This window comes from Pseudotamlana agarivorans (genome assembly GCF_018860245.1).
Taxonomy (GTDB): domain Bacteria; phylum Bacteroidota; class Bacteroidia; order Flavobacteriales; family Flavobacteriaceae; genus Pseudotamlana; species Pseudotamlana agarivorans_A.
The window spans coordinates 187305-210557 of sequence record NZ_JAHKPD010000008.1; the positions used below are offsets into that span (position 1 = coordinate 187305).

The 23253-nt window shown below is 33.8% G+C and carries 23 protein-coding genes; 10 read left to right on the plus strand and 13 right to left on the minus strand.

What is annotated here, in order from left to right; translation table 11 throughout:
• Window positions 1-124: 124 nt before the first annotated feature.
• Together hemC and hemA are read right to left on the minus strand one after the other, a co-directional pair.
• The gene (hemC, locus tag KO493_RS03595; protein WP_216066580.1) at window positions 125-1699 is read right to left on the minus strand and encodes a hydroxymethylbilane synthase; all 1575 of its coding nucleotides are present in this window, start codon (window positions 1697-1699) and stop codon (window positions 125-127) included.
• Complete coding sequence (gene hemA / locus KO493_RS03600; RefSeq protein WP_216066581.1) at window positions 1692-2954, minus strand: glutamyl-tRNA reductase; 1263 nt, start codon at window positions 2952-2954, stop codon at window positions 1692-1694. The genes hemC and hemA overlap by 8 nt, the downstream gene beginning before the upstream one ends.
• Window positions 2955-3144: 190 nt before the next feature.
• On the opposite strand from hemA, the gene KO493_RS03605 reads away from it, so the two are divergent.
• The 7 genes from KO493_RS03605 to KO493_RS03635 all read left to right on the plus strand — a co-directional run bounded on the left by KO493_RS03605 (window position 3145) and on the right by KO493_RS03635 (window position 9627).
• A complete protein-coding gene (locus KO493_RS03605; protein ID WP_216066582.1) occupies window positions 3145-4044 on the plus strand; it encodes a helix-turn-helix transcriptional regulator in 900 nt (299 codons plus the stop codon).
• An 85-nt stretch (window positions 4045-4129) separates the two neighbouring features.
• Window positions 4130-4297, plus strand: coding sequence for a hypothetical protein (locus KO493_RS03610; protein WP_216066583.1), 168 nt, complete (start codon window positions 4130-4132; stop codon window positions 4295-4297).
• A gap of 303 nt (window positions 4298-4600) precedes the next feature.
• Window positions 4601-5350, plus strand: a complete 750-nt coding sequence (locus KO493_RS03615; RefSeq protein ID WP_216066584.1) for a hypothetical protein — start codon at window positions 4601-4603, stop codon at window positions 5348-5350.
• A 150-nt stretch (window positions 5351-5500) separates the two neighbouring features.
• On the plus strand, window positions 5501-6526 hold the full coding sequence (gene hemH, locus KO493_RS03620; RefSeq protein ID WP_216066585.1) for a ferrochelatase: 1026 nt from the start codon (window positions 5501-5503) through the stop codon (window positions 6524-6526).
• Window positions 6527-6569: 43 nt separating this feature from the next.
• Window positions 6570-7118: a CopD family protein gene (locus tag KO493_RS03625; protein ID WP_216066586.1), complete on the plus strand. Its 549-nt coding sequence runs from the start codon at window positions 6570-6572 to the stop codon at window positions 7116-7118.
• Window positions 7119-7264: 146 nt separating this feature from the next.
• On the plus strand, window positions 7265-8683 hold the full coding sequence (locus KO493_RS03630; RefSeq protein ID WP_216066805.1) for a sensor histidine kinase: 1419 nt from the start codon (window positions 7265-7267) through the stop codon (window positions 8681-8683).
• Window positions 8684-8844: 161 nt separating this feature from the next.
• A complete protein-coding gene (locus KO493_RS03635; RefSeq protein WP_216066587.1) occupies window positions 8845-9627 on the plus strand; it encodes an enoyl-CoA hydratase/isomerase family protein in 783 nt (260 codons plus the stop codon).
• A gap of 139 nt (window positions 9628-9766) precedes the next feature.
• Here KO493_RS03635 and KO493_RS03640 read toward each other — a convergent pair whose 3' ends face one another.
• The 6 genes from KO493_RS03640 to KO493_RS03665 form a co-directional block, all read right to left on the minus strand.
• Window positions 9767-10366: a hypothetical protein gene (locus KO493_RS03640; protein ID WP_216066588.1), complete on the minus strand. Its 600-nt coding sequence runs from the start codon at window positions 10364-10366 to the stop codon at window positions 9767-9769.
• A gap of 248 nt (window positions 10367-10614) precedes the next feature.
• Window positions 10615-11220, minus strand: coding sequence for a hypothetical protein (locus tag KO493_RS03645; protein ID WP_216066589.1), 606 nt, complete (start codon window positions 11218-11220; stop codon window positions 10615-10617).
• 301 nt (window positions 11221-11521) lie between these two features.
• Window positions 11522-12127 (minus strand): hypothetical protein, encoded by a 606-nt coding sequence (locus KO493_RS03650; RefSeq protein WP_216066590.1) that lies wholly within the window; start codon window positions 12125-12127, stop codon window positions 11522-11524.
• Window positions 12128-12419: 292 nt separating this feature from the next.
• Window positions 12420-13025: a hypothetical protein gene (locus tag KO493_RS03655; RefSeq protein WP_216066591.1), complete on the minus strand. Its 606-nt coding sequence runs from the start codon at window positions 13023-13025 to the stop codon at window positions 12420-12422.
• Window positions 13026-13299: 274 nt separating this feature from the next.
• Complete coding sequence (locus KO493_RS03660) at window positions 13300-13758, minus strand: hypothetical protein (protein WP_216066592.1); 459 nt, start codon at window positions 13756-13758, stop codon at window positions 13300-13302.
• A 341-nt stretch (window positions 13759-14099) separates the two neighbouring features.
• On the minus strand, window positions 14100-14699 hold the full coding sequence (locus KO493_RS03665; protein ID WP_216066593.1) for a hypothetical protein: 600 nt from the start codon (window positions 14697-14699) through the stop codon (window positions 14100-14102).
• A 204-nt stretch (window positions 14700-14903) separates the two neighbouring features.
• Between KO493_RS03665 and KO493_RS03670 the strand changes: the two genes are divergently transcribed.
• Complete coding sequence (locus tag KO493_RS03670) at window positions 14904-15779, plus strand: AraC family transcriptional regulator (protein ID WP_216066594.1); 876 nt, start codon at window positions 14904-14906, stop codon at window positions 15777-15779.
• 4 nt (window positions 15780-15783) lie between these two features.
• Here the strand turns inward: KO493_RS03670 and KO493_RS03675 are convergent, their stop codons facing one another.
• From KO493_RS03675 to KO493_RS03690, 4 genes are all read right to left on the minus strand, one after another.
• On the minus strand, window positions 15784-16440 hold the full coding sequence (locus KO493_RS03675; protein WP_216066595.1) for an HD domain-containing protein: 657 nt from the start codon (window positions 16438-16440) through the stop codon (window positions 15784-15786).
• 277 nt (window positions 16441-16717) lie between these two features.
• Window positions 16718-17719 (minus strand): acyl-ACP desaturase, encoded by a 1002-nt coding sequence (locus KO493_RS03680; RefSeq protein ID WP_216066596.1) that lies wholly within the window; start codon window positions 17717-17719, stop codon window positions 16718-16720.
• An 11-nt stretch (window positions 17720-17730) separates the two neighbouring features.
• Window positions 17731-18468, minus strand: a complete 738-nt coding sequence (locus KO493_RS03685; RefSeq protein ID WP_216066597.1) for a lysophospholipid acyltransferase family protein — start codon at window positions 18466-18468, stop codon at window positions 17731-17733.
• A gap of 200 nt (window positions 18469-18668) precedes the next feature.
• Window positions 18669-19079, minus strand: a complete 411-nt coding sequence (locus KO493_RS03690) for a BrxA/BrxB family bacilliredoxin (protein WP_216066598.1) — start codon at window positions 19077-19079, stop codon at window positions 18669-18671.
• A 208-nt stretch (window positions 19080-19287) separates the two neighbouring features.
• Here KO493_RS03690 and KO493_RS03695 point away from each other — a divergent pair, with 208 nt between their 5' ends.
• Window positions 19288-20043 (plus strand): TerB family tellurite resistance protein, encoded by a 756-nt coding sequence (locus KO493_RS03695; RefSeq protein ID WP_216066599.1) that lies wholly within the window; start codon window positions 19288-19290, stop codon window positions 20041-20043.
• 15 nt (window positions 20044-20058) lie between these two features.
• On the opposite strand, the gene KO493_RS03700 is transcribed toward KO493_RS03695, so the two are convergent.
• A complete protein-coding gene (locus KO493_RS03700) occupies window positions 20059-21075 on the minus strand; it encodes a S66 peptidase family protein (protein ID WP_216066600.1) in 1017 nt (338 codons plus the stop codon).
• A 111-nt stretch (window positions 21076-21186) separates the two neighbouring features.
• Between KO493_RS03700 and metG the strand changes: the two genes are divergently transcribed.
• On the plus strand, window positions 21187-23244 hold the full coding sequence (metG, locus tag KO493_RS03705; RefSeq protein WP_216066601.1) for a methionine--tRNA ligase: 2058 nt from the start codon (window positions 21187-21189) through the stop codon (window positions 23242-23244).
• The last annotated feature ends 9 nt before the right edge of the window (window positions 23245-23253 follow it).

Here is a 23253-nt window from a genome sequence, read left to right on the forward strand (position 1 = left end):
AAATGATTGCTCCAAAATGATATTTATCATAATTTTCTACTTTGAACTAAAAAAAATAGATTTATTTAATCTGATTTAATTTTTCAAAGCTTTTTCCGTTTCTATAGTTTATAAATTTTCAAAATTATTGGGCGTAATGTGTATTGACTAATTCAATAACGCTTTCAACAGTAGGGACTTTTGCAATGCGAACATCGCTAAAATGTTTTCTTGCTTCGTTTGCTGTGGTTTCTCCAATACAGAAAGCAATCACCTCTGTTTTATTTTTCTGAACAAAACTTTCAACTGTTGAAGGACTATAAAACATAGCGCTTTCGATAGTATCGGCAACTTTGAAACCATCAAATTTAGTTTGATAGGCTTCAACTTCGGTTACCTTAATGTTATTTTCTTCAAGAATATTTGGTAAATCGTCTAATCTTAAATCACTACAGAAATAGGTGACTTCTGTGCCATCTATATACTCTACTAAATACTCAGCTAATTTTTTAGCATTGTTTTCAGTGTGGGTTACTTTGCCAATTTTCTTTTCAACTAAACGTTTGGTACGACGACCAACACAATAGATGTTTTTAAATTGTAGTTCTATAGCAGAATAGTTGGTTGTTAACGATTCAACGGCGTTTTTACTCGTAATGATGACGTTTTGAATCTCGTTTTTCAAGAATCGTGGGTGGATACGATTTAAGCTAATTTTTATAAAATCTGAGCTTTCTGCAACCGCTTTTTCATGAAACAACAAACGCTGATCTTCAGTAAATGATTTGGTTGAAAACACATTGGTTTGCTTGTTAGACTTTATTTTGTCCATTAAGCGTTTCCCGCCGCGTTCGATTACAAAATCGGCACAAAATTGAGCCATATCACTATGTTCACCTAGTTTTTTAACACGGGTAACATCAATACGTTTAGAGCCATCTTCACTTAATAAGACCCCTTTAAAGTTGATTTCTTCGTCTTTTATATAAGCTAAAGCGCCAATAGGTGCGGTACATCCGCCTTCTAATTTATTAAGAAATTCACGTTCAATAGTTGTGCAAATTTCTGTTTCTTCGTGGTTTAATTCTGCGCAAGCTGTTCTTGTAAATTCATCAGCTTCTAAAGCAGTAATCATGATAGCGCCTTGTGCCGGAGCTGGAATCATCCAATCTAAATTAAATGATTCTTCTGGGCGAATACCAATTCTTCCTATACCAGCAGCAGCGAAAATTGCGCCGTTCCAATCGTTGTCTTCTAATTTTTGAAGACGCGAATTTACATTGCCACGTAAATCTACAATAGTATGCGTTGGAAAACGGTTTAACCATTGCGCACGACGTCTTAAACTACCGGTTGCGATTACTGCGTTTTTCGACCCTAAAAACTCTTCATTGTTTTTAAAAACCAAAGTATCGTTTACATTACCACGTTTTAATACAGCCGCTTGTACAATGCCTTTTGGTAAAACGGTAGGCACATCTTTTAAAGAATGTACGGCAATATCGATATCGTCATTTAACATGGCGATATCTAGGGTTCTTGTAAAAATTCCTGTAATACCGAGTTCGTAAAGGGGTTTATCTAAAACTAAATCGCCTGTAGATTTTACAGGAACGAGTGTGGTTTTATGCCCTAAAGCTTCAAGTTGCGTTTTTACAATGTTGGCTTGGTATAGTGCTAATTCACTATCACGTGTACCAATTCTTATGATTTTAGACATTTTTTGCTGTGGGTTCTAACTGAAACACTTTTTTAATAAGCTCTAAACTATCGTTTGTAGAGATATTATCATCTTTAAGGTGATGCGCAAAGTGATTTGTTATTTTTTGTATGATATTGTTGCTAATTAATTCGGCTTGTGCTTCATTGAAATCAGCATTTTTCTTGCGTTGTGTATCTAATTCCGCAGCAGCGAAATCGGATAATTTGTGTTTTAAAGCCTTAATGGTTGGGGCAAACTTTCTAGTTTCTAACCAACTATTAAATTCGGCTTGAATAGCTTCTATAATCGCTTCCGCGGAAGGGATATGCGCTTTGCGAGCCTCCAGGGTTTGATCTGTAATTTGCGATAAATGATCTAAATGTACCAAGGACACATGGTCCAATTCTTCAACATCAGAATTGACGTTTTTAGGAATCGATAAATCTAAAATTAAAAGTGGTTTTTTAGACTGAATAATGTGCTTGTCTATGGTTGGACGTTGCGCCCCAGTAGCCACAATAAGGATGTCGGTTTGGTTTATTTCTTCCTGTAAATTCGCATAATCTTTAACCACCAAGTTAAACTTACCAGCTATTTGTTCGGCGCGTGTTTTTGTACGGTTAATAAGGGTAATGTGTTCGTTTTTAGTGTGTTTTACTAAGTTTTCACAAGTGTTTCTTCCTATTTTACCGGTTCCGAATAAAAGAATGTTTTTATCTGAAACGTTTTCTATGGTGTTTAATATGTATTGTACAGAAGCAAAAGATACAGAAGTTGCACCCGAAGAAATATCGGTTTCTGTTTTTATGCGTTTACTGGCTTGAATTACCGCATTTACTAAACGTTCTGTATAATTGTTTAGTAAGCCGTGTTTTCTTGAAAGTTTAGTGCTAATTTTTAACTGACTTATAATCTCGAAATCTCCAAGAATCTGACTGTCTAAACCAGAGCCCACACGAAACATATGCGAAACGGCTTCGTTGTTTTTATAAACGTAGGCTACTTTTTGAAATTCTTCAAGCGTACCTCTTGTGTTATCGCAAAGCAATTGGATGAGTTGAAATGGGTGTTCAGCGAAACCGTAAATTTCGGTTCTATTACAAGTTGAAGTTACCACGAGACTTTCTATACCGTTTTCTTTTGCTTGACTAAGTAATGTGCGTTTAGCATCTTCGTCTAAGCTAAAGTGGCCTCTAATTTCGGCATCGGCTTTTTTATAACTTAAGCCTATGGCGTAAAAGTAAGAACTACGTGAAATAATTTGGTTGTGCATGCTGGTGGCTCAATATAAGATGACAAATGTATAGCGCAGGCTTCTTAAAAAATAACGCTTAAAGAACTATTAGTGTCGCTAGTGGTTTTTTAGCGTTGTTTTTCATGATTATCATGGAAATATGCTATTTTCGTATGAAAACAGGGCGATTTTGCGCTATTAATTTAGAACGAATCTAAATAAAAAGACAATGAAGGAAGATTTACATACCGATAAAAGTATCGCTAAAAGTACTTTTAATGAAACAACGGTTGAAGATGGTGTTACGGTACTTACTTTTAAAAATGAGAGTAGTGAAATGCAATCGGCTGTAAAAGATATAGATAGTGATTTTATCCAGTTTCATTTTTGTGTTAAAGGTTCCAGTCAGTTTCTTTTTAATGAAGGACGTTATAAGTTAAGTATTCTTGAAGAGAATTCGTTGTTGTTGTATAATCCGCAGCGCGATTTACCTATTCATTTAGAGATTAATCCGCATTCTTGGATGGTTTCAGTTTTAATTTCAATTAAAAAATTTCATGGCTTTTTTTCTCACGAGGCCGATTACATTACTTTTTTAAGTGAAGATAATAAGGATAAAAAATATTATAAAGATGGCGTTATTTCACCATCTATGGCGATTGTATTAAATCAAATTATTAATTATAATTTAAATGCTTCCATTAAAGCCCTTTATTTTAAAGGTAAAGCTTATGAGTTACTAAGCTTATATTTTAATAGAAGTGAAGATGCCGATGTTGAGCAATGTCCGTTTTTGGTAGACGAAACCAATGTCATAAAAATAAGAAAAGCTAAAGATATTATTGTTGCGCGTATGGCAGAACCACCAAGTTTGCAAGAACTTGCAGATGAAATTGGCTTAAGTCTTAAAAAATTAAAAGAAGGCTTTAAACAAATTTATGGCGATTCTGTTTTTAGTTTTTTATTTGATTATAAAATGGAAGTAGCTAGAAAATTGTTAGAGTCTGGTGAGAACAATGTAAACGAAGTAGGGTTGAAAGTAGGTTATAGTACTTCGAGTCATTTTATTTCAGCCTTTAAAAAGAAATATGGTACCACGCCTAAAAAATATATTATGTCTTTAAGTTGAATTGGGTGCGCTCGATTTGACTTTCTGTTAAAAATTTATTTTATGAGTGTATAACTAACTGTTTGTCAATATAAATCTTCTTAATATGAAATATTTAACTCCCGAAATTGCGGCTTTTTACGAGAATATGAGTAAAAAATCTTTAGTTCGTGCTGGCACGTCTTGTGGTATTTTTCAAGAATGTGACTATGATAATAAAGACCAAGACGTTTATAAGGAATATTTGGAGCGCAAACATACTAACGAAAAATAGTGATAAATAATTCATAATAAACGGGTTATAAAGCTAATATTTTACAATATCGAAAGAAAAATCTTTCTAAAACTTACACTTCATCGATTATTTATGTATATAAACACCACTTATATAAGTTTTTACATATATTGGTAGGGTACAATATGCTATCCAACTTAGTAAGGAATGTTTTAATAAATGAATCATTCGCTCCCTCATCCGCTAGGTAAAAAAAAGTATTTTAATAAACCTAAATAATTATACTAACCGAGTAAATTTGGAGGGCTATCAACACCTTTAAGTTTGCTGAATAACTTAACCATGATGAAAACTTTACTAAAAACATTATTAATTTTTTGCGTGATTGTATCATGTAAAACAAACGGATCGGAAACAAAAGTAGCAAGTGATTGTGATTTATTTCAAATAGGTCATTATAAGTTTTATAACCCTAGGGTTTATGAGCATCCGGTGATTTTTGAAAAAGGAAATCATAACTTATTAAACAAGGATTTTAAACCTGTTTGGTATGATGGGTATTGTGCAGAAAACTTGCCTTCTCATTTCGCAACAAAAGATGAGTATTTAAAATACATTCCAACTGCAAGGATCAATAAAGAAGGACGTGCGCCATTCGATTCATTTTATGAAGTAAATAAAAAAAGTGTAAAAGGAAAGCCGGGAATTTATCATGATGATTACCATTTATTATTTAGAGGTACTGTAAGTGTGAAAAACCTAAAGTCTGACAAGCAATATCTTTTAGTAGCTGGTAAAAACTACATTTTAAAAGAAGAAGATTTTGATAAAAATACTGAGTTTTATGAGCCTAGTGTAAAAAATATGTTTGCTTATTTACTGGAAGATGGTGTGTATAAGGCGGTAGATATTGATGAGGTATTAGGAGCCTTTAGTAAAGCACAACATGAAAAAGTGTTTGAAGTATTAAACGTAAAAAAGCTGGTAAATTCGGTATGTGTTGAAAGCGTTAATACACAAGGTAAACCTAATTTTGATAGTGCATCATTACCAAAATGGGTTTATAACAAATCTCAAGTAAGTAATATGTAAAAAATTTTATATTCCAAACCAAAACTAACCAACCAAAAGAGCTCCATTTTATATAAGTGGAGCTTTTTTTTGCTTTCTAGTTGTCCACTTTACTTATTTTAAGCGCTATTAAATTTATGTATTGTATTTTTGTAGCAACTAAGAAGATCGATGAAAAAAGGTATACTACTTGTGAATTTGGGTTCTCCTGAAAGCCCAGAACCCAAAGATGTAAAGAAATATTTAGGTGAGTTTTTAATGGATGAGCGTGTTATAGATATTCCGCTTGTGGCAAGAGCTGCCCTTGTTAAAGGTATTATTTTAAAAACACGTCCGAAAGCATCAGCCGCAGCATATAAAAAAATATGGTGGGATGAAGGTTCTCCTTTAATTGTAATTTCTGAAAGATTACAGCGAGGTATTCAAAATAAAGTTGAAGTTCCTGTAGCTTTGGCTATGCGTTATGGGAGTATGACCATTAAAAAAGGACTTCAAGAATTAGTGGATAAAGGTGTTGAAGAGGTTTTGTTATTTCCACTATACCCACAATTTGCAATGGCCACTACCGAGACCATTACGGTTTTAGCCGAAGAATTGCGTCAAGCGTTTTTTCCGAATATAAAAATAGAATCGGTGCCTGCTTTTTATAATAAACCAGATTATATTGAGGTGCTTTCAAATTCTGTAAAACGGCATTTAGAAGGTAAGCAAATTGATCATTTGTTATTTTCTTACCATGGGGTTCCAGAACGTCATATAAGGAAAAGCGACGTTACTAAATCACATTGTAAAATTGATGGTAGTTGTTGCGCAACGCCAAGTAATGCGCATGAGTTTTGCTACAGACACCAATGTTTAGAGGTAACTAAATTAGTTGCCGAAAAACTTAAACTTAAAACAGGTTCGTACTCTACATCCTTTCAATCACGTTTAGGGTTTGATCCTTGGTTATTACCTTATACAGACCGAACTATTGAGCGTTTAGGGAAAAATGGTGTTAAAAATATGGCCATTGTAACACCCGCATTTGTTAGTGACTGTTTAGAAACGCTTGAAGAAATTGCCATGGAAGGTCAAGAGATTTTCCATGAAATGGGTGGTCATGAATTTACTACCATTCCATGTTTAAATGATGATGCGCCTTTCGTAGATTTATTATCGAACTGGATTAATACATGGGTGACTTCAAACACATAAAATTAATAATTAAAAACTCTGAAGGCCGTTCAATACTTTAATTATGGAATATTATAATTATATAAAATCGTTTCACCTCATTTTTGTAATCACCTGGTTTGCGGGGTTGTTTTATATTCCGCGGTTATTTGTGTACCAAATTGAAGCTTTTCATAAGCCATCACCAGACAAGGAAATTCTAGGAAAGCAGTTAAAATTAATGGCGAAACGCCTTTGGTTTATTATCACTTGGCCATCGGCAATATTGGCGACCATTTTCGCTATTTGGTTGCTTATTTTGCAGCCTTATTGGTTGGAGCAACCATGGATGCACGTCAAACTAGCCTTTGTTTTGTTGCTTTTTATTTACCATTATATAACTCATGTTTATTATAAGCAACTGCAAATTGATCTGGTTAAAAAATCTTCTAGTTACATGCGTATGTGGAACGAAGGCGCAACCTTTATACTGTTTGCTGTGGTGTTCTTGGTGGTTTTGAAAAATGCTATTAATTGGATTTGGGGTGTTGTGGGTATTGTGGTTTTAGGAATTTTAATTATGGTAGGATTCAAAATTTACAAGAATATTAGAACTAAAAACCCCGACGCTTAAAAATTGGATGAAGCGTATTGAAGCTTGCTTTTAAACTTTCCTAAACAGCTTTGGTTTGATAATTGCTATATTTAAGCCAATCAATATAAGATGAAGTGTCTTTTAAAATAAAAAAACCATCGTTGCGAACTCGTATTTTTCTTGCCATGATCCTTTTGGTTTTATTAGGTTCGGTTCTAATTACAGTTGTTGCAATTAAGCAATATAAACAACAAAGTGAAGACTATCATAATGACCGCTTAGAAGCAAAGGAGCGGAGTATAAGCACGCACTTAAAACGTGTTCTTAACGGCAGGAGCAACACCTGGGAGGTTAAAACCGAAAATATCGCGGTTATATTTAAAGAGGAAATCTACAACATTGCCGATATTCATAAACTTCAAATTAATTTATACGATTTAGATGGCACTTTATTAATTTCATCTAAGGCTGGGTTTAGAAATAATGTAGCCGATAAATGTATTGATACTGAAGTGTTAAATGCTATTTCTAATACGGCGATACATCGTTATGTTGATAAGCATATGGAAAATGGTGAAACCTTCCTGTCATCATACACCTATCTTACCGATCAGAAATCTAGAGAGTTGGTGATTTTAAATTTACCATATTTAGAGAATGATGATTTTTTAACAAACGAATTGGAAGCGTTTTTAACCCGAATGGCGTATGCCTTTTCTTTTGTGCTTTTTATGGCTATTGGTTTGGCGTTTTTACTGTCTAAGTTTATTACTAAATCTTTAAAAACGATTAGTGATAAAATTAATGCCACACGACTTGAAAGGCTTAATGAAAAGATTGAAATCGATGATACCAGCGAAGAGATCACCACTTTAGTGAATTCGTACAACAGTATGATTGATGAACTTGAAGAGAGTGCCGTACAGCTGGCCAAGAGCGAACGAGAACAAGCCTGGCGGGAAATGGCAAAACAGGTGGCTCATGAGATTAAAAACCCGTTAACCCCTATGCGATTAACGGTTCAAGACTTTCAGCGTAAGTTTAATCCTGAAGATGCTAATATTTACTCTAAAGTTGACGAATATACCAAAACTTTAATTCAGCAAATAGATACCATGAGCTCTATAGCATCGGCATTTTCAAACTTTGCCAAAATGCCTGCGCAACAAAATGAAAATTTAAATGTCGTTGAAATTGTAAAATTAGCTTTAGATATTTTTAATGAAAACTACATTAGGTTTACTTCAGAAGGGGAGAATATTATTGCAAAACTAGACAGAACCCAACTCATTAGAGTGGTAACTAACTTGGTTAAAAATGCGATCCAAGCCATGTCAGAAAATCATGATCCGAAGATTCTTGTAAGTGTTTCCAATGGTGATACTAACGTGGTTATTTCAGTTTCAGATAATGGTTCGGGTATCTCAGAATCAAGTAAAGAAAAGGTGTTTGAGCCAAAATTTACAACTAAAACTAGTGGTATGGGATTGGGGTTAGCCATGGTTAAAAATATAGTTGAAACTTATAACGGTAGCATTGCGTTTGTTTCAGAAAAAGACAAAGGGACGACTTTCACTGTAACTTTCCCAAAAGCCCATTTTTAATTTCCCTGAAACAGGCTGTTTAACTTTGTTTCAGGATTGTCTATGCTCTTAACTTTTATGCTGAATAAAATTTAGTAAATTTAAGTGGTTAAAATAGAACCATATGGCGTCTAATAAGCTGGTTTTAAAGTGCGCTTAACAAAAAAAAACACCATTTAATTATGAGTTATAATACAATTATATTAAGTAGAACAGGAGCTTTAAGCACGATTACTATAAATCGTCCCAAAAAATTAAATGCCCTTAATCAAGAAACTATTGCCGAATTGCATGACGCATTTAAGGTGGCTGATGCGGATAAGGAAACAAAAGTTATTATCGTTACCGGAAGTGGTGAAAAAGCGTTTGTTGCTGGTGCCGATATTAGCGAGTTTTCAGATTTTAGTGCTTCCGAAGGAAAGGCCTTAGCTGCTAGTGGGCATGAACAGTTATTTGATTTTGTTGAAAATTTATCGACACCCGTTATTGCAGCTGTAAATGGTTTTGCCTTAGGGGGAGGTTTAGAGCTTGCTATGGCTTGTCATTTTAGAGTAGCAAGTAATAATGCTAAATTAGGGCTTCCAGAGGTTTCTCTTGGTGTTATTCCTGGTTATGGCGGTACACAACGATTGCCGCAATTAGTAGGCAAGGGGCGTGCCTTAGAGATGATTATGACCGCTGGGATGATTGATGCTAATCAAGCACTAAATTATGGTTTGGTAAATCACGTAGTCGCTCAAGAGGCCTTAATAACTTTCTGTACAGGTATGGCTTCAAAAATTTCAAATAATTCTACCGTTGCTATAGGTATGGCCATAAAGGCAGTAAACGCAAACTATAAAAGTGGCGTAAATGGCTTTGAAGTTGAAATTGAAGGTTTTGGGGCTAGTTTTGGTACCGAAGATTTTAAGGAGGGTACAACAGCATTTCTTGAAAAACGTAAAGCAAATTTTCCTGGTAAATAATAAATTTAAATTCAGTACATAAATTAAAAGAGGCAGTCTAAAAAGTAAAGTTTTCGTCAACCTGAGTTTATTTCAGAAAGACGTTCTTTAAAACTTTTTGTACAGCCTCTTTTGGTTGAAAAAGTGGTTCTTGAGTATTTTAAATGTGCTTTACGTATTCACGGCCTTCCGAGTGAAAAACTATTTTATGACTTCCACTTGATAAACCTTTTAATCTGTAAACTCTTTGAATGCTTGTTGTGTTTTCAATAGTTTCAGAAAATAACAACCCCTCACTGCCTGGTGTGGTCGAGTAGATATGTATTTTAAGAGGTTCGCCATCTAAAGCCAGTTTGTTAATGTAAACCACACTGCCTTCAACACGAGTGTGCGGTTTATAAAAAATTGCTTCTTTTTCTTTGTTAAATAAAACTAATCCAGATTTAACCGAAAATGGGATCACACTAATTTCAAGGCCTTTGTCTACTTCAAACATATAAGCACCATTAGGTAACATGGTAAGATCGAAACCGGTAGAAAAAACATCTGTTGTCTGTATAACTTCCTTATGCAGGATGACTCCATTACTATCCTTAATTGATAATAGATTCCCTGGGCTTACATAGTTGAAAGGCAGAGAGGTTCTGTTTGTTTCATTTTCAATATTGAAAATTGAAACTTCATTTGCGAAACTTAACAGGGTAGTCATCATGATTACCATTAAGATTCCTTTTCTTGAATGTTTAAGTACGTTTTTCATAATAATGTGTTTTTAACGTTCAACATATCAAATGTAGTATATAATAACAATTCATAAAACACTGATATTGACTGCTTTATGTGGTATTTTATCTGTTATTTTTGTGTTGCCACTGGGTTAGGTTAAAATGAATAAACAGGACTGTTTTTAAGAAATTGTTATGACATAACATTATAAAAAAAAGGTGAGCTTTTTTAAAAGCTCACCTTTTTTAGTACAAACTAAATTAGATATTAGTTCAATTTTATCTAGATTGTTTTTTCGTATGTTCTATTGGCAGAATAAAGGACCACTTTGTAGTTTCCTAAGTTTAGGCCTTTTAGTTTGTAAGTTCTTTCAATTTTAGAGGCGTCACTAGCGACTTCAGAAAGAATTAATTCTTCGTATTTATTTTCTTTGTTAATGAAATAGATGTTAATTTCTAATGGTTCGCCGTCAATAGCCAATTTGTTAATGTAAACGTAATCTCCAACAGCTCTAATAAAGGGCTTGTATACTATTTTTTCTTTGTCTTTGTTTATAAAAGCATTTCCAGCGTTTATTCTGAAAGGAATTTCTTGGATTGCAAGATCTTTATCAACTTCAAATGTGTATTTTCCGTTTGGTAAGAATGATAAATCGAATGCTCTTGAATATTTTCCTGTGACTTTAATTATTTCAGAGTAAAGCACAGTACCGCGGTTATCTTTAATAGATAAAGCGCTTCCTTCTTTAACGCTATTTAAAGTTAAGGTTGTTTTTACAGCTGCTACTTCAACAGTATAAAATGGATTTTCGTTTGCGAAACTTAGCATAGTAACAAATAAAGTTACTAATAAGAATCCTTTTTTTGAGTGTGTAAATATGTTATTCATAATCTTTTATTTTATCTTTTGACAGTACAAAGATATGGTGGATGTAGTTCATGTAAAACATTGGTATTGACTATTTTATGTGTTATTTTACCTGTCAGATTAGCGATATATTAGGTTAAGATAATAGAGTATATAACTGAGGTAATTTAGTGGTTTATTCAAAAGAGGATGCTCTTGCAATAACAATTCTATTTAAGTTTATTGATGCATGCACTTATGAATACTTCAAAAAGTTTTACGCAAAAAAAAAGATGTTCTTTTTTTAAGAACACCTTTTTTCTAACTAAACTAAACTAAGATCTTAGATGTTTTTTTCAAATTTTCTGTGAGCAGTGTAAACTATAACTTGATAGTTTCCTTCTTTAAGTCCACTTAATTGATAAACTTTTTCGATTTTTTCTGCATCAGTTAATTTTTCTGAAACAACAACGTAAGAGTTGAAACTGTTTTTTCTTGTGTAAAGAATTTCTATATCTAATGGCTCACCATCTAAAGCTAATTTGCTAATGTAAAGCATGTCGTTAGAAACTCTAATAAAAGGTTTGTAAACTGTTCTTTCTTTATACTTGTTAAAACTAGCAACACCAGATTTTATAGAGAAAGGAATTTCTTTAATTTCTAAATCTTTATCAACTTCAAACATATAGTTTCCGTTAGTTAAGAAAGCCAAATTAAATTCTCTCGTGTATTTACCTGTTGTTTTGATTGTTTCAGAACAAATAACTTTACCAGCTGCATTTTTAAGAGATAATAAACTACCTTCTTTAGCATGGGCTAAAGTTAGAGTGGTTTTGTTTGCTTCAACATTAATACTAAAAAATGCGTTTTCGTTTGCGAAACTTAACATGGTAGCAAATAAAGTTACCATCAAGAATCCTTTTTTTGTGTTTGTGAATATGTTTTTCATAATATAGAGTTTTTCTTATTTGATACTACAAAGGTATAAGGCTTCTAGGTAGTACAAAACATGGGGATTGGCAGGTTTGTATGCTAGATTATCTGTTATATATATGTTGTATTTTTGTTAAGGTAATTTAGTATATAATAGAGTTAATTGTGATACGAATTCGGTATAGAGGCGTTATTCTAATTTTAAAAAATATGGGAATTACACATTAATTTTTTTGGAAGCGGTATTTATAAAATCAAAAAAGGTGACCGTTTTAGGGTCACCTTTTTTAATTGTACTAAATTAAAATTTAGATATTTTTTTCAAATGTTCTGCCAGCTGAATTCAATACAATATGAAATTTACCCTTTGCAATACTTTCTAATTTGTAAATCTTTTCAATTTTTTCCTTATTTTGAATCTTTTCAGAAACAATAAGTTGAGAATCAAAGCTGTTATTTTTAGTAAAATAGATTTTTACATCTAAAGGTTCATCGTCTAGACTTAGTTTGCTAATGTAAACTAAATCACCAGATACTCTAATAAAAGGCTTGTAAACTACTTTTTCTTTGTTCTTGTTAAATACAGCAACGCCAGATTTTAATGAAAAAGGAATTTCTTTAATTTCAAGATCTTTATCAACTTCAAACTTATAGTCTCCGTTTGGTAAAAAAGATAAATCAAATTCTCTTTTATACCTTCCGGTAGCTTTAATAGTTTCAGAGTAAAGTACAGATCCATTTAAATCTTTAATAGATAAAGCACTACCTTCTTTAGCGTAATTTAAAGTTAAAGTGGTTTTGTTGGCTTCTACATTAATGTTATAAAATGCGTTTTCGTTTGCGAAACTTATCATAGTAACTAATAATGTTACTATTAAGAATCCTTTTTTTGTGTTTGTAAATATGTTATTCATAATATATAAATTTTCTCGTTTTATACTACAAAGGTATGGGAGTAATAGGTCTTGCAAAACATTGAAATTGATGGATTTATATGTTAGATTACCTGTTATTTTTAGATGAAATAAAGGTTAAGTTAATATAGTATAACAATGAGGTAATTGAGTATGTTTTATGGCGTTTGAGTGGTGTTAAATTGATTCTGTCTATGTTATAAATCAATTTATAGGAAGCAAAACGGCACACTTATTTAAGTGTGCCGTTTTTATATGTTGTAAATGGAAGCGCTTAGAATTTGCGTAAGAGGTTATGCTTAAATTTTCTTTCCTCATGAAACAAAACCGTACGGCTTTTAGTTGGGTATATGTTTTTTATATGACAAATATTATGCTCTGGGTTTTTGGCAAATGCTGATTTTATTTTTTTGAAAAAAACCATATCTGAAGCTATTCTAAAGGGTAGTCTTGATATTTTTGTGTTTTCTATTTCAAAATAATATGAGCCATTATCTAAAAATGATAAATCTATTCCTTTTGAATGGCATCCTGCTTTTTCATATACAGTATGACCTTCGGTGTCTTTTATGTAGATAATGCTACCTCTAGGAATGTCATTTAATGTGACTATCGATTTTTTTACGGCATTAGTAACATTGTAATAGGAAGCTTTCTTTGCGAACCCAGATATACTGTAAAGTAAAACGCCTGCTAAGAAGATAGTTTGTGAGAGACTAGCTATGTTTTTCAAAATGAAGGATTTAAGTTGTAAATTTAGTTTAGAAGCGCACTAGTGAAAACAACTAAATTGGTGTAATTGTATGGTATATTAACAACGCTATATCCCTGGCTGTTATTCTTTAAATTAATATAACATAGGTTTTACATTTAATTTAATCAAGTGTTTTATGTGGTGATTCGTATACTAATCTACTTAGGTTTTGTAATATGAGCAGATGGTGTTCACGTCTTTTATTTGAATTGCGGTCAAGGGGTATTGTATTGGTGTAGATAAAGAAAATATAAGGCAAAAAAAAAGTGGGCCACCACAGCCCACTTTACCAACTAAACTAAACTAAATAAGACATTAAACTAATTATTAATGAATTTCGTGTACTCCTTATTATTAGAGTGTATTGTAATTTTATAATTTCCTGTATTCAATTTGTAAACCTTTTCGATTACTAACGCATCCTCTATTAATTCAGAGTGGATCATTTCGTATTCGCCCGCTGCAACCTCTGTAAAAATATTAATGATGGCAGCTTCATTTTCAGAACAAAGTTTCGTTACATATAGTAAACCAGCTTCGTGCTTAGTATGTGGTTTATAATATGTTGATTCTTCAGCTTCATCAAATTCTATGTTAGTAGTATTTACAGTAAAAGGTATCGTGTTAACTTCTAAATCTTTACTAATTTCAAAAACATAATCTCCGTTTTCTAGACCTGTTAAATCAAATCCTTTTTTATAAGTTCCAGTAGCTTCAACCGATTCTTTAAAAATGATGATGCCTTGGTTATCTTTAATCGAGACTAAATCGCCCTGCTTTACATCTTCTAATGTTATAGACGTTTTTTTAGCGTCTCTCTTTACGATTACCTTATCATCTGCATTAGCGAAACCTAAAACCGTTGCTAGCATAGCTACCATCAAGATTCCTTTTTTTGTTAATGTAAGTACGTTTTTCATAATGAGTCGTTTATAACGTTCAACGGTACAAAGATATGTGAGATGTAGAAGGTGCAAAACATCAATTTTGGCTTATTTATATGCTATTTTATCTGTTAAGTATTTGTTAATAGATTGTGATGTTAATTTAACATATATTTGAGGTAAATAAATATACAATGTGTGCATAATAAGTATTAATTTTGCTACTAAAACCACTCAATTATGATTGCTAAGAAACCCACATTAAAGAAGCTGAGCCCAAGTTTTGGTAGCTCTATCTTGGTTAAACAGCATGTAGAACAGGTAGATAGAAACGAAGCCTTCTGGCATTTTCACCCAGAGTTGGAACTTATATATATAAATAAAGGACAAGGAAAAACACACATTGGTAGTCATTTGTCCTATTTTAACAATAGTCAGTTAATTTTAATAGGTTCTAACTTACCACACAATGGTTTTACAGATCGTTTAACTGCTAATGGAACGGAAACAACTATACAATTCAAAGCTAACTTTTTAGGAGACGATTTTCTAACCGTGCCTGAAACCGCTAATATTGCAGCGCTTTTTGATAGAGCTAAAAAAGGCATTCGTTTTAAAGTTGAAACAAAAAAGAAGTTAGGACCGAAAATTGAAAAATTATTTGAATATAAAGGTTTAAAGCGGGTTATCAAGTTTTTAGAGATTTTACATTATTTGTCTAAAACAGATGATTACAATTTATTAAACGCCGATGGTTTGGCTTTTGAAGCCGAAGCGCAAGACAGTGCTAAAATTGGTGTGATTTTTAAGTATGTGAATAAAAACTTTACACACCATATTGCCTTAGATGAAATTGCAGATAAAGTGAGTATGACGGTTCCTGCATTTTGTAGATATTTTAAGAAAGCAACGGGTAAAACATTTACTCAAATTGTAAATGAATACCGTGTAGTACATGCTACGAAATTATTATCTGAGGAATTAGAAATGAGTATCGCTGATGTTTGTTTTGAATGCGGATTTAATAACTTCTCGCATTTTAATAAAACCTTTAATGATATTACCGGTAAGAGTGCTTCTAAATTCCGTAAAGAGATCAAGAAGATTATAGGTTAGGCGTTTATTTGTTGCCTTCCCATTCATTATAAAACTGCTCTAGAAAGCCTAACATATAGTTATGGCGTTCTAGGGCAATTTTTTTGCCTGTTTCTGTGTTCATGCGATCTTTTAGTAGAAGAAGCTTTTCATAAAAATGATTTATGGTAGGCGCAGTTGAGTTTTTGTAGGCTTCCTTAGTCATATTAAGATTAGGTTTAATCTCAGGATTATAAAGGGCTCTATTTTTAAAACCACCATAATTAAAACACCTAGCAATACCTATAGCTCCAATAGCATCTAAACGGTCGGCGTCCTGTACAATATCTAATTCAACCGATTTAAATTTCTGCTCCTCATTACCTCCTTTAAAAGAAATGTGCTTAATAATGTTACAAACATGTTCGATAACCGAAGTTTCAATATGAAGTTGGGTTAAGAAAGCTGCTGCTTTTTTAGGACCTACGGTTTCATCACCATTATGGAACTTACTATCGGCAATATCATGAAGTAAAGCACCTAAGGCAATAATAAAACCATCGGTTTTCTCGGTTTTAGCAATAAGTAAGGCGTTTTTGTAAACACGTTCTATATGAAACCAGTCGTGACCGCCTTCAGCGTCAGCTAAAGTATTTTTTACAAAAGTGATGGTTTTTTTAATAATGGCTTCGGAAGTATACATAAGCTGAAATAAAAAATTCCTTTCAGAATAAACTGGAAGGAATTAATTGATATTTTTTATTGATTTTGTCATTCAGAAGGAGGTACGACTGAAGAATCTTTTAATAATTGTTGAGATTTCTCGATTCCTCGGAATGACAAAACTGTTATTATTCATGATGAGAACCTGAATCAAGTTCAGGTTGACGCACGTTTTTACTTAATTTGACTTGTGAAATTTAATTGAAAAATATTCAAATAAACGATTAAACAAATCTACGATTCAACATTTTAAAAATTTACTTAATAATAGCCGGCTCTACCCATTTAAATTGGAATGAGTTTTCAGGAACCTTCATACGGTCTGATAAACGATACATTCTAGAAGGTAATTTCATTAAATAATCTCTGGCTTTTTCAGCTTCATCATTTAATCCTGTGATTTTATCAATTTCCCAACGGTCAATTAATTTCTGAAGGATATCTACATAATCGGTAGCAGTATAAACGCCAATACGTTGTGCTGTATTTGAAAACTCTTCGAAAGCAGAACTAATTTTACCACCCGATTCTCTTAAAAAGTGAGCAGGCATGGTAATTTTTTGTTTCATCATATAATGAAAAGCCATCATCATTTGGCTTGGATCTACTTTAAAAATACGATCTACAAAATCTGAATAGGCATGGTGGTGGCGCATTTCATCGCCAGAAATGATTTTACACATTTTAGACAAACGCTTATTACCCATGTCTTTAGCTATTTTAGCCACACGATTATGAGAAATGTAGGTTGCTAATTCTTGAAAACTGGTGTAAACAAAGTTTTTATAAGGATCTCTATCGGTCCCGATATCAAAACCATCGGCAATTAAATGCTGTGTTGTAATTTCAATTTGCTTCATATTTACCCTACCAGAAAGGTAAAGGTATTTGTTAAGCACATCGCCATGGCGGTTTTCTTCGGCAGTCCATTGGCGTACCCATTTACCCCAACCGTTTTCCTTACCGTCCATTTGGTCTACACCTTCAACATCCATTAACCAAGATTCGTAGGTAGGTAAAGCTTCTTCAGTAATCATATCACCTACTAAAACAACCCAAAAGTCATATGGTAATTCTTTAGCAAGCTCTCTAATTTCTTTAACTTCTTCGAAAAATTTCTCATCTGTCGTTTCAGAATTCGGTAAAAAATCTGTTGGTTGCCAAATGGAATCTATAGGAATTAAATACTTTTCCATTAGGGCGTCAACGTCTTTTTCCAAAAACTTCATGACTTCTAATCTTTTATTTTTCAATGACATGTGTTGTAATGTTATGGTTCGATACTATTTGTGATCGTTTGTTCTATACGATCAATAAGGTCTTGTTTGTTTACAAAGGTACTAACTTTTAAAGGCTTATGCACAGTAAAAGTGATATGTGTACCTAAACCCATTGGGAAATTGCCGTATTTTAACATTTTCCATGAATTATTTATAGTAATAGGTACAACCGTGGCCGATGGTATTTTTTTAAATAAAATCTCTAAACCTCTCGTTTGAAATGGTTTTGGCTCCCCGTTTTTACTCCGTGTACCTTCTGGAAATATAACCGCTGCTCGTTTGGTGTTTTCTATATATTCGCCAAATTTCATTAATGCCGGAAGCGATTGTCTAGGGTTTTTACGATCGATTAAAGCGCCTCCACCATGACGTAAATTGTAAGATACGCTTGGTATGCCATGACCTAGTTCTATTTTGCTTATAAACTTAGGGTGGTGTTTACGCATGTACCAGGTAATGGGGTAGATGTCGTGTAAACTTTGGTGGTTTGATACAATGATTAGGGGTTGATTGCTGTCTATATTATAAGGATTGCTAAAGGTAAAACGTGTGCCCAAAAGTTTTGCGCAACAGATTAATGAAAACTGTAGCCCATCAACCACTTTTTTGTGCACGTTGTAACCAAAAATATTAAAGCTTAACCACTGTAATACGTGAAATACGCATAGTGTAAGAAAGAATACTATAACATAAATGACGCTTAGCGGATATGATAGAATTTTTTGCATGGTTCAAAAATAAGTAAATCTTAGCTCTGTTTAAATGAAGCATTATGTTTTTTCTTTTTAATGAAGTGAATGGCTTTTAATTTATAGGAAAGAAACAAAAAAACCACGATCGTTTGAAGTATCGTGGTTCTTATTGTGCTTTTTTTCAATTGAAAGGCTATCCCTTTAGAAGCCTATGTCAAACAATGAAAAAAAATTTTCTAGCAATGCTCGTTATAAGCATCTTTTAAGTTTTCTGCAATTAATTCAGCAGGACGTCCTTCAATATGGTGGCGTTCTAAAACGTGAACCAATTCACCATCTTTAAATAATGCCATACTAGGAGAACTTGGAGGGAACGGTACCATATAACCACGAGCTGCATCAACAGCTTCTTTATCGACACCTGCAAAAACAGTAACGATGTTGCTTGGTTTTTTAGCATTGTCTAAACTCATTCTTGCTCCTGGACGCGCATTAGCCGCTGCACAACCACAAACTGAATTTACAACCACTAGAGTAGTGCCTTCTTTCGCTAAAGCAGCATCAACCTCTTGGGCTGTATGTAATTCTTCAAAACCAACTTTCGTTAAATCTTCACGCATTGGTTTTACTAATTCTGCTGGATACATATTTTTAAATTTTAATAATTAACAATTTTGACTGCAAAGATACCAATTGTGTAACAATTCCGTAAAGCAATCCACTAACAAATATTATATTTACGTTCTTAAATTATTTTTTAATAAAACAAGAGCGTGAACTTTATAAAATACGGAGCTTCAAAATAATAAGGCCTGTATTTATAGTAGTTTGACGTTTAACAAAATAGATACTTACATGAGTTATTCAAAATGGATTGGTGGCGCGATTGGTTGGTCGTTGGGAGGTCCTATAGGTGCTATAATTGGCATAGCCATTGGAAGTTTAATAGATTCGATGTCTCAAAGTGATGGCGGGCCGTTTTCTGCTGAAAGAGAGACTTATAATCAAGGAAGCACGCCGTATCAACGCACCCAATCTGGCGATTTTGAAGTGAGTTTACTAATTCTAGCCTCATCTGTTATTAAGGCTGATGGAAAATTGGATCAGCGCGAATTGGACTTTGTGCGTCAGCAATTTGTTGGTATGTACGGAAAAGAGCGCGCGAATCATGCCTTTAAGCTGTTTAAAAATATTAATAAGCAAGAAGTGTCTATTCGTCCGGTGTGTTTACAAATTCGTCAAATGATGGAACATGCTTCACGTTTGCAACTCATGCATTTTTTATTCGGAATCGCTAAGGCCGATGGACATGTAACCGAAAACGAAGTTAATCAAATACATAAGATAGCTTCTTACCTTGGTATTTCTTCTCGAGATTACGAAAGTATTAAAGCGATGTTTTATAATGATGGTGATGCGGCCTATAAAGTTTTAGAAATTGACAAAAGTGCCTCGGTAGATACTATTAAAAAAGCGTACCGAAAAATGGCTAAAAAATACCACCCCGATAAGGTAATTCATTTAGGGCCAGCGCATCAAAAAGGTGCCGAAGAAAAGTTTCGACAAGTGCAAGCTGCTTACGAGCAAATTCAGAAGGAACGCGGTTTTTAAGTGCTTTTTTCCGAATTATTCAAATACAATAGATGAGGAATCTTTGGTCACTTTTAGAGTAATGTGATCTCCAAAAATCAAAGCGCGATTATCTTTCGCGTGTCCCGCATGCATGTTAAAGGCTACAGGAAAATCATAATCGGCCAAAACATCTAAAATAAGTTGTTCTATCGAGCTGCCCCAAGGTGTGGTGTTTTTCTTGATTTTGGTCATATCACCAATAATAACCCCAGCACAATCATCAAAATAACCAGCACGTTTCAAGCTTTGAAGTAAACGATCAATATGGTACTTGTATTCCCCAATTTCTTCAATAAATAGAATTTTACCTTTGGTGTCTAAGCTCGATTTAGAACCTAACATAGTTTGTAAAATGCTAAGGTTTCCACCGGCTAATTCCCCTGAAACCAATCCTGGTTTATTATAAGTTGATCCTTTTAGAGTATAAGTAAGTGGACTTCCAAAAAGCGCATCTTTAAAAGTAGAAATGGTTTCTTTTATGGTTTCGGGAGCATCTTGTAAACTCGTACACATCATGGCGTGTAAAGACTGGTACCCTAAATTATGTACATCGCTATGTAGGGCTGTTATATCGGAATAGCCGATAACCCATTTCGGACTTTCTTTAAACTTCGTCCAATTCAATTTATCTAAAATACGCACCGCGCCATAACCGCCACGCGCACACCAAATGGCTTTAATATTTGGGTTGTCTAAAGCTTTTTGAAAATCTTCACAACGTTCGTTATCGGTTCCGGCGAAGTGGTTATTTTGGTTAAAAACCGCTTTTCCAACTACCGAATGTAGTCCCCAACTTTCTAATAAGGCCTGGGCTTTTCTAATCTCCCCAACACGGTTTTTTAAAATTCCTGAAGGTGCTACAATAGCAACCGTATCTCCTGCTTTTAAATATGGTGGTTGTATCAAGCTGCTTTGTGGTGTTTTATAAGTTGAAGATTGCGCTACTATAGTTTGCATTCCGAAGAAAAAAACAGCACAAAATAGACTTATTGTTAATAGGTTTTTTGCCATAATGTAAAAGTACATTTTTTTTCTAAATGGCTTCTTAAATGCTTACTTTTGTGGCTTTATTAAGACCCTGTCATTGCTTTAAAAATGACCTAATAATATATTTTACATTAGATGAATACACCAAAACGATATACCGTTACCACAGCTTTACCTTATACAAACGGCCCAATTCATATCGGGCATCTAGCAGGCGTTTACGTTCCTGCCGATATTTATGTGCGTTATTTGCGCTTAACAGGTAACGATGTTGCTTTTATTGGTGGTAGTGATGAGCATGGTGTGCCTATTACAATTAAGGCGAAAAATGAAGGGGTATCACCTCAAGATATCGTCGATAAATACCATGCGATTATTAAAAAATCCTTTGAAGATTTCGGAATTACTTACGATAATTATTCACGTACTTCTGCGCCAATTCATCATGAAACGGCTTCAGAGTTTTTCAAAACATTATACGATAAAGGGGAGTTTATTGAAGAAACCACCGAGCAGTTGTACGACGAGCAAGCCAATCAGTTTTTAGCCGATCGCTTTGTGGTTGGTACTTGCCCAAAATGTGGTAACGAAGAAAGTTATGGCGATCAATGTGAAAATTGTGGTACCAGCCATAATGCAACCGATTTAATTAATCCTAAATCAGCATTAACCGGTAATGTGCCTACTTTAAAACAAACAAAACACTGGTTTTTACCTTTAGATAAGCACGAAGCCTTTTTAAAAGAATGGATTTTAGAAGGTCATAAAAAAGATTGGAAGCCTAATGTTTACGGCCAAGTAAAATCATGGATTGATGATGGTTTACGCCCTAGAGCGGTAACCAGAGATTTAGATTGGGGAATTCCAGTGCCTGTTGAAGGTGGCGAAGGCAAGGTGCTTTACGTGTGGTTTGATGCGCCTATAGGTTATATTTCATCTACCAAGGAGTGGGCCGCTCGCGAAGGAAAAGACTGGGAGCCTTACTGGAAAGACAAAGACACCAAATTGGTGCATTTTATAGGGAAAGATAATATTGTATTTCACTGCATTATTTTCCCAGCGATGTTAAAAGCCGAAGGCAGCTATATTATGCCAGATAACGTACCAGCCAACGAGTTTTTAAACTTAGAGGGTAATAAATTATCAACGTCTAAAAACTGGGCCGTTTGGTTACCAGAATATTTAGAAGAGTTTCCTGGGCAGCAAGATGTGTTACGTTATGTGTTAACAGCAAATGCTCCTGAAACCAAGGATAATGATTTCACCTGGAAAGATTTTCAAGCCAGAAACAACAACGAATTAGTAGCCATTTTTGGTAACTTTATCAATAGAGTGGTGGTTTTAACTAATAAATATTACGAAGGTGAAGTGCCAGCACCAGCCAATTTTGAGGCGGTAGATGAAGAAACTTTAGCTGCTGTAAAAGCTTATCCAGCTGTGATTTCAAGTTCAATTGAGCGCTACCGTTTTAGAGAAGCCGGTCAAGAACTTATGAATTTAGCCCGTTTAGGAAATAAATATTTAGCTGACGCTGAACCGTGGAAAGTTATTAAAGTGGATGAAGAGCGTACGAGAACTATCATGTATGTCGCGCTCCAAATAGCTTCAGCTTTAGCGACTTTAAGTGAGCCATTTTTACCATTTACTTCAGAAAAATTAAAAGGCATATTGAATCTTGAGGAAGCTTCTCAATGGAATGAAGTTACAACTAAGGAGGTGCTGCTTTCCGCAAGTCATAAAATTGGTAAAGCTGAATTGTTATTCTCTAAAATTGAAGATGAAACCATTCAGAAACAACTAGATAAGTTAGAAGCGAGCAAAAAAGCCAACGAAGCTGCCAATAAAGTGGTAGAGCCTCAAAAGGATACCATCACGTTCGATGATTTTACGAAATTAGATTTACGTGTTGGGACGATTATTGAAGCTGAAAAAATGCCAAAGGCTAAAAAATTACTAGTGCTAAAGGTCGATACAGGCATTGACGTGCGCACGATCGTTTCTGGTATTGCTGAAAGCTTTAAACCAGAAGAAATCGTTGGAAAACAAGTAACGGTTTTAGTCAACTTAGCACCAAGAGCTTTACGTGGCGTTGAAAGTGAAGGTATGATTTTAATGACCGAAAACGCCGAAGGTAAATTGGTGTTTGTAAACCCAGATGAAGCTAATATTCCAAATGGTTTACAAATAAGTTAAGACCATTTT

What these genes read in the sequence shown, in the direction of transcription:
- hemC (WP_216066580.1), bottom strand. Translation starts at nt 1,699, where the DNA reads ATGTCTAAAATCATAAGAATTGGTACACGTGATAGTGAATTAGCACTA.
- hemA (WP_216066581.1), bottom strand. Translation starts at nt 2,954, where the DNA reads ATGCACAACCAAATTATTTCACGTAGTTCTTACTTTTACGCCATAGGC.
- KO493_RS03605 (WP_216066582.1), top strand. Translation starts at nt 3,145, where the DNA reads ATGAAGGAAGATTTACATACCGATAAAAGTATCGCTAAAAGTACTTTT.
- KO493_RS03610 (WP_216066583.1), top strand. Translation starts at nt 4,130, where the DNA reads ATGAAATATTTAACTCCCGAAATTGCGGCTTTTTACGAGAATATGAGT.
- KO493_RS03615 (WP_216066584.1), top strand. Translation starts at nt 4,601, where the DNA reads ATGATGAAAACTTTACTAAAAACATTATTAATTTTTTGCGTGATTGTA.
- hemH (WP_216066585.1), top strand. Translation starts at nt 5,501, where the DNA reads ATGAAAAAAGGTATACTACTTGTGAATTTGGGTTCTCCTGAAAGCCCA.
- KO493_RS03625 (WP_216066586.1), top strand. Translation starts at nt 6,570, where the DNA reads ATGGAATATTATAATTATATAAAATCGTTTCACCTCATTTTTGTAATC.
- KO493_RS03630 (WP_216066805.1), top strand. Translation starts at nt 7,265, where the DNA reads ATGATCCTTTTGGTTTTATTAGGTTCGGTTCTAATTACAGTTGTTGCA.
- KO493_RS03635 (WP_216066587.1), top strand. Translation starts at nt 8,845, where the DNA reads ATGAGTTATAATACAATTATATTAAGTAGAACAGGAGCTTTAAGCACG.
- KO493_RS03640 (WP_216066588.1), bottom strand. Translation starts at nt 10,366, where the DNA reads ATGAAAAACGTACTTAAACATTCAAGAAAAGGAATCTTAATGGTAATC.
- KO493_RS03645 (WP_216066589.1), bottom strand. Translation starts at nt 11,220, where the DNA reads ATGAATAACATATTTACACACTCAAAAAAAGGATTCTTATTAGTAACT.
- KO493_RS03650 (WP_216066590.1), bottom strand. Translation starts at nt 12,127, where the DNA reads ATGAAAAACATATTCACAAACACAAAAAAAGGATTCTTGATGGTAACT.
- KO493_RS03655 (WP_216066591.1), bottom strand. Translation starts at nt 13,025, where the DNA reads ATGAATAACATATTTACAAACACAAAAAAAGGATTCTTAATAGTAACA.
- KO493_RS03665 (WP_216066593.1), bottom strand. Translation starts at nt 14,699, where the DNA reads ATGAAAAACGTACTTACATTAACAAAAAAAGGAATCTTGATGGTAGCT.
- KO493_RS03670 (WP_216066594.1), top strand. Translation starts at nt 14,904, where the DNA reads ATGATTGCTAAGAAACCCACATTAAAGAAGCTGAGCCCAAGTTTTGGT.
- KO493_RS03675 (WP_216066595.1), bottom strand. Translation starts at nt 16,440, where the DNA reads ATGTATACTTCCGAAGCCATTATTAAAAAAACCATCACTTTTGTAAAA.
- KO493_RS03680 (WP_216066596.1), bottom strand. Translation starts at nt 17,719, where the DNA reads ATGTCATTGAAAAATAAAAGATTAGAAGTCATGAAGTTTTTGGAAAAA.
- KO493_RS03685 (WP_216066597.1), bottom strand. Translation starts at nt 18,468, where the DNA reads ATGCAAAAAATTCTATCATATCCGCTAAGCGTCATTTATGTTATAGTA.
- KO493_RS03690 (WP_216066598.1), bottom strand. Translation starts at nt 19,079, where the DNA reads ATGTATCCAGCAGAATTAGTAAAACCAATGCGTGAAGATTTAACGAAA.
- KO493_RS03695 (WP_216066599.1), top strand. Translation starts at nt 19,288, where the DNA reads ATGAGTTATTCAAAATGGATTGGTGGCGCGATTGGTTGGTCGTTGGGA.
- KO493_RS03700 (WP_216066600.1), bottom strand. Translation starts at nt 21,075, where the DNA reads ATGGCAAAAAACCTATTAACAATAAGTCTATTTTGTGCTGTTTTTTTC.
- metG (WP_216066601.1), top strand. Translation starts at nt 21,187, where the DNA reads ATGAATACACCAAAACGATATACCGTTACCACAGCTTTACCTTATACA.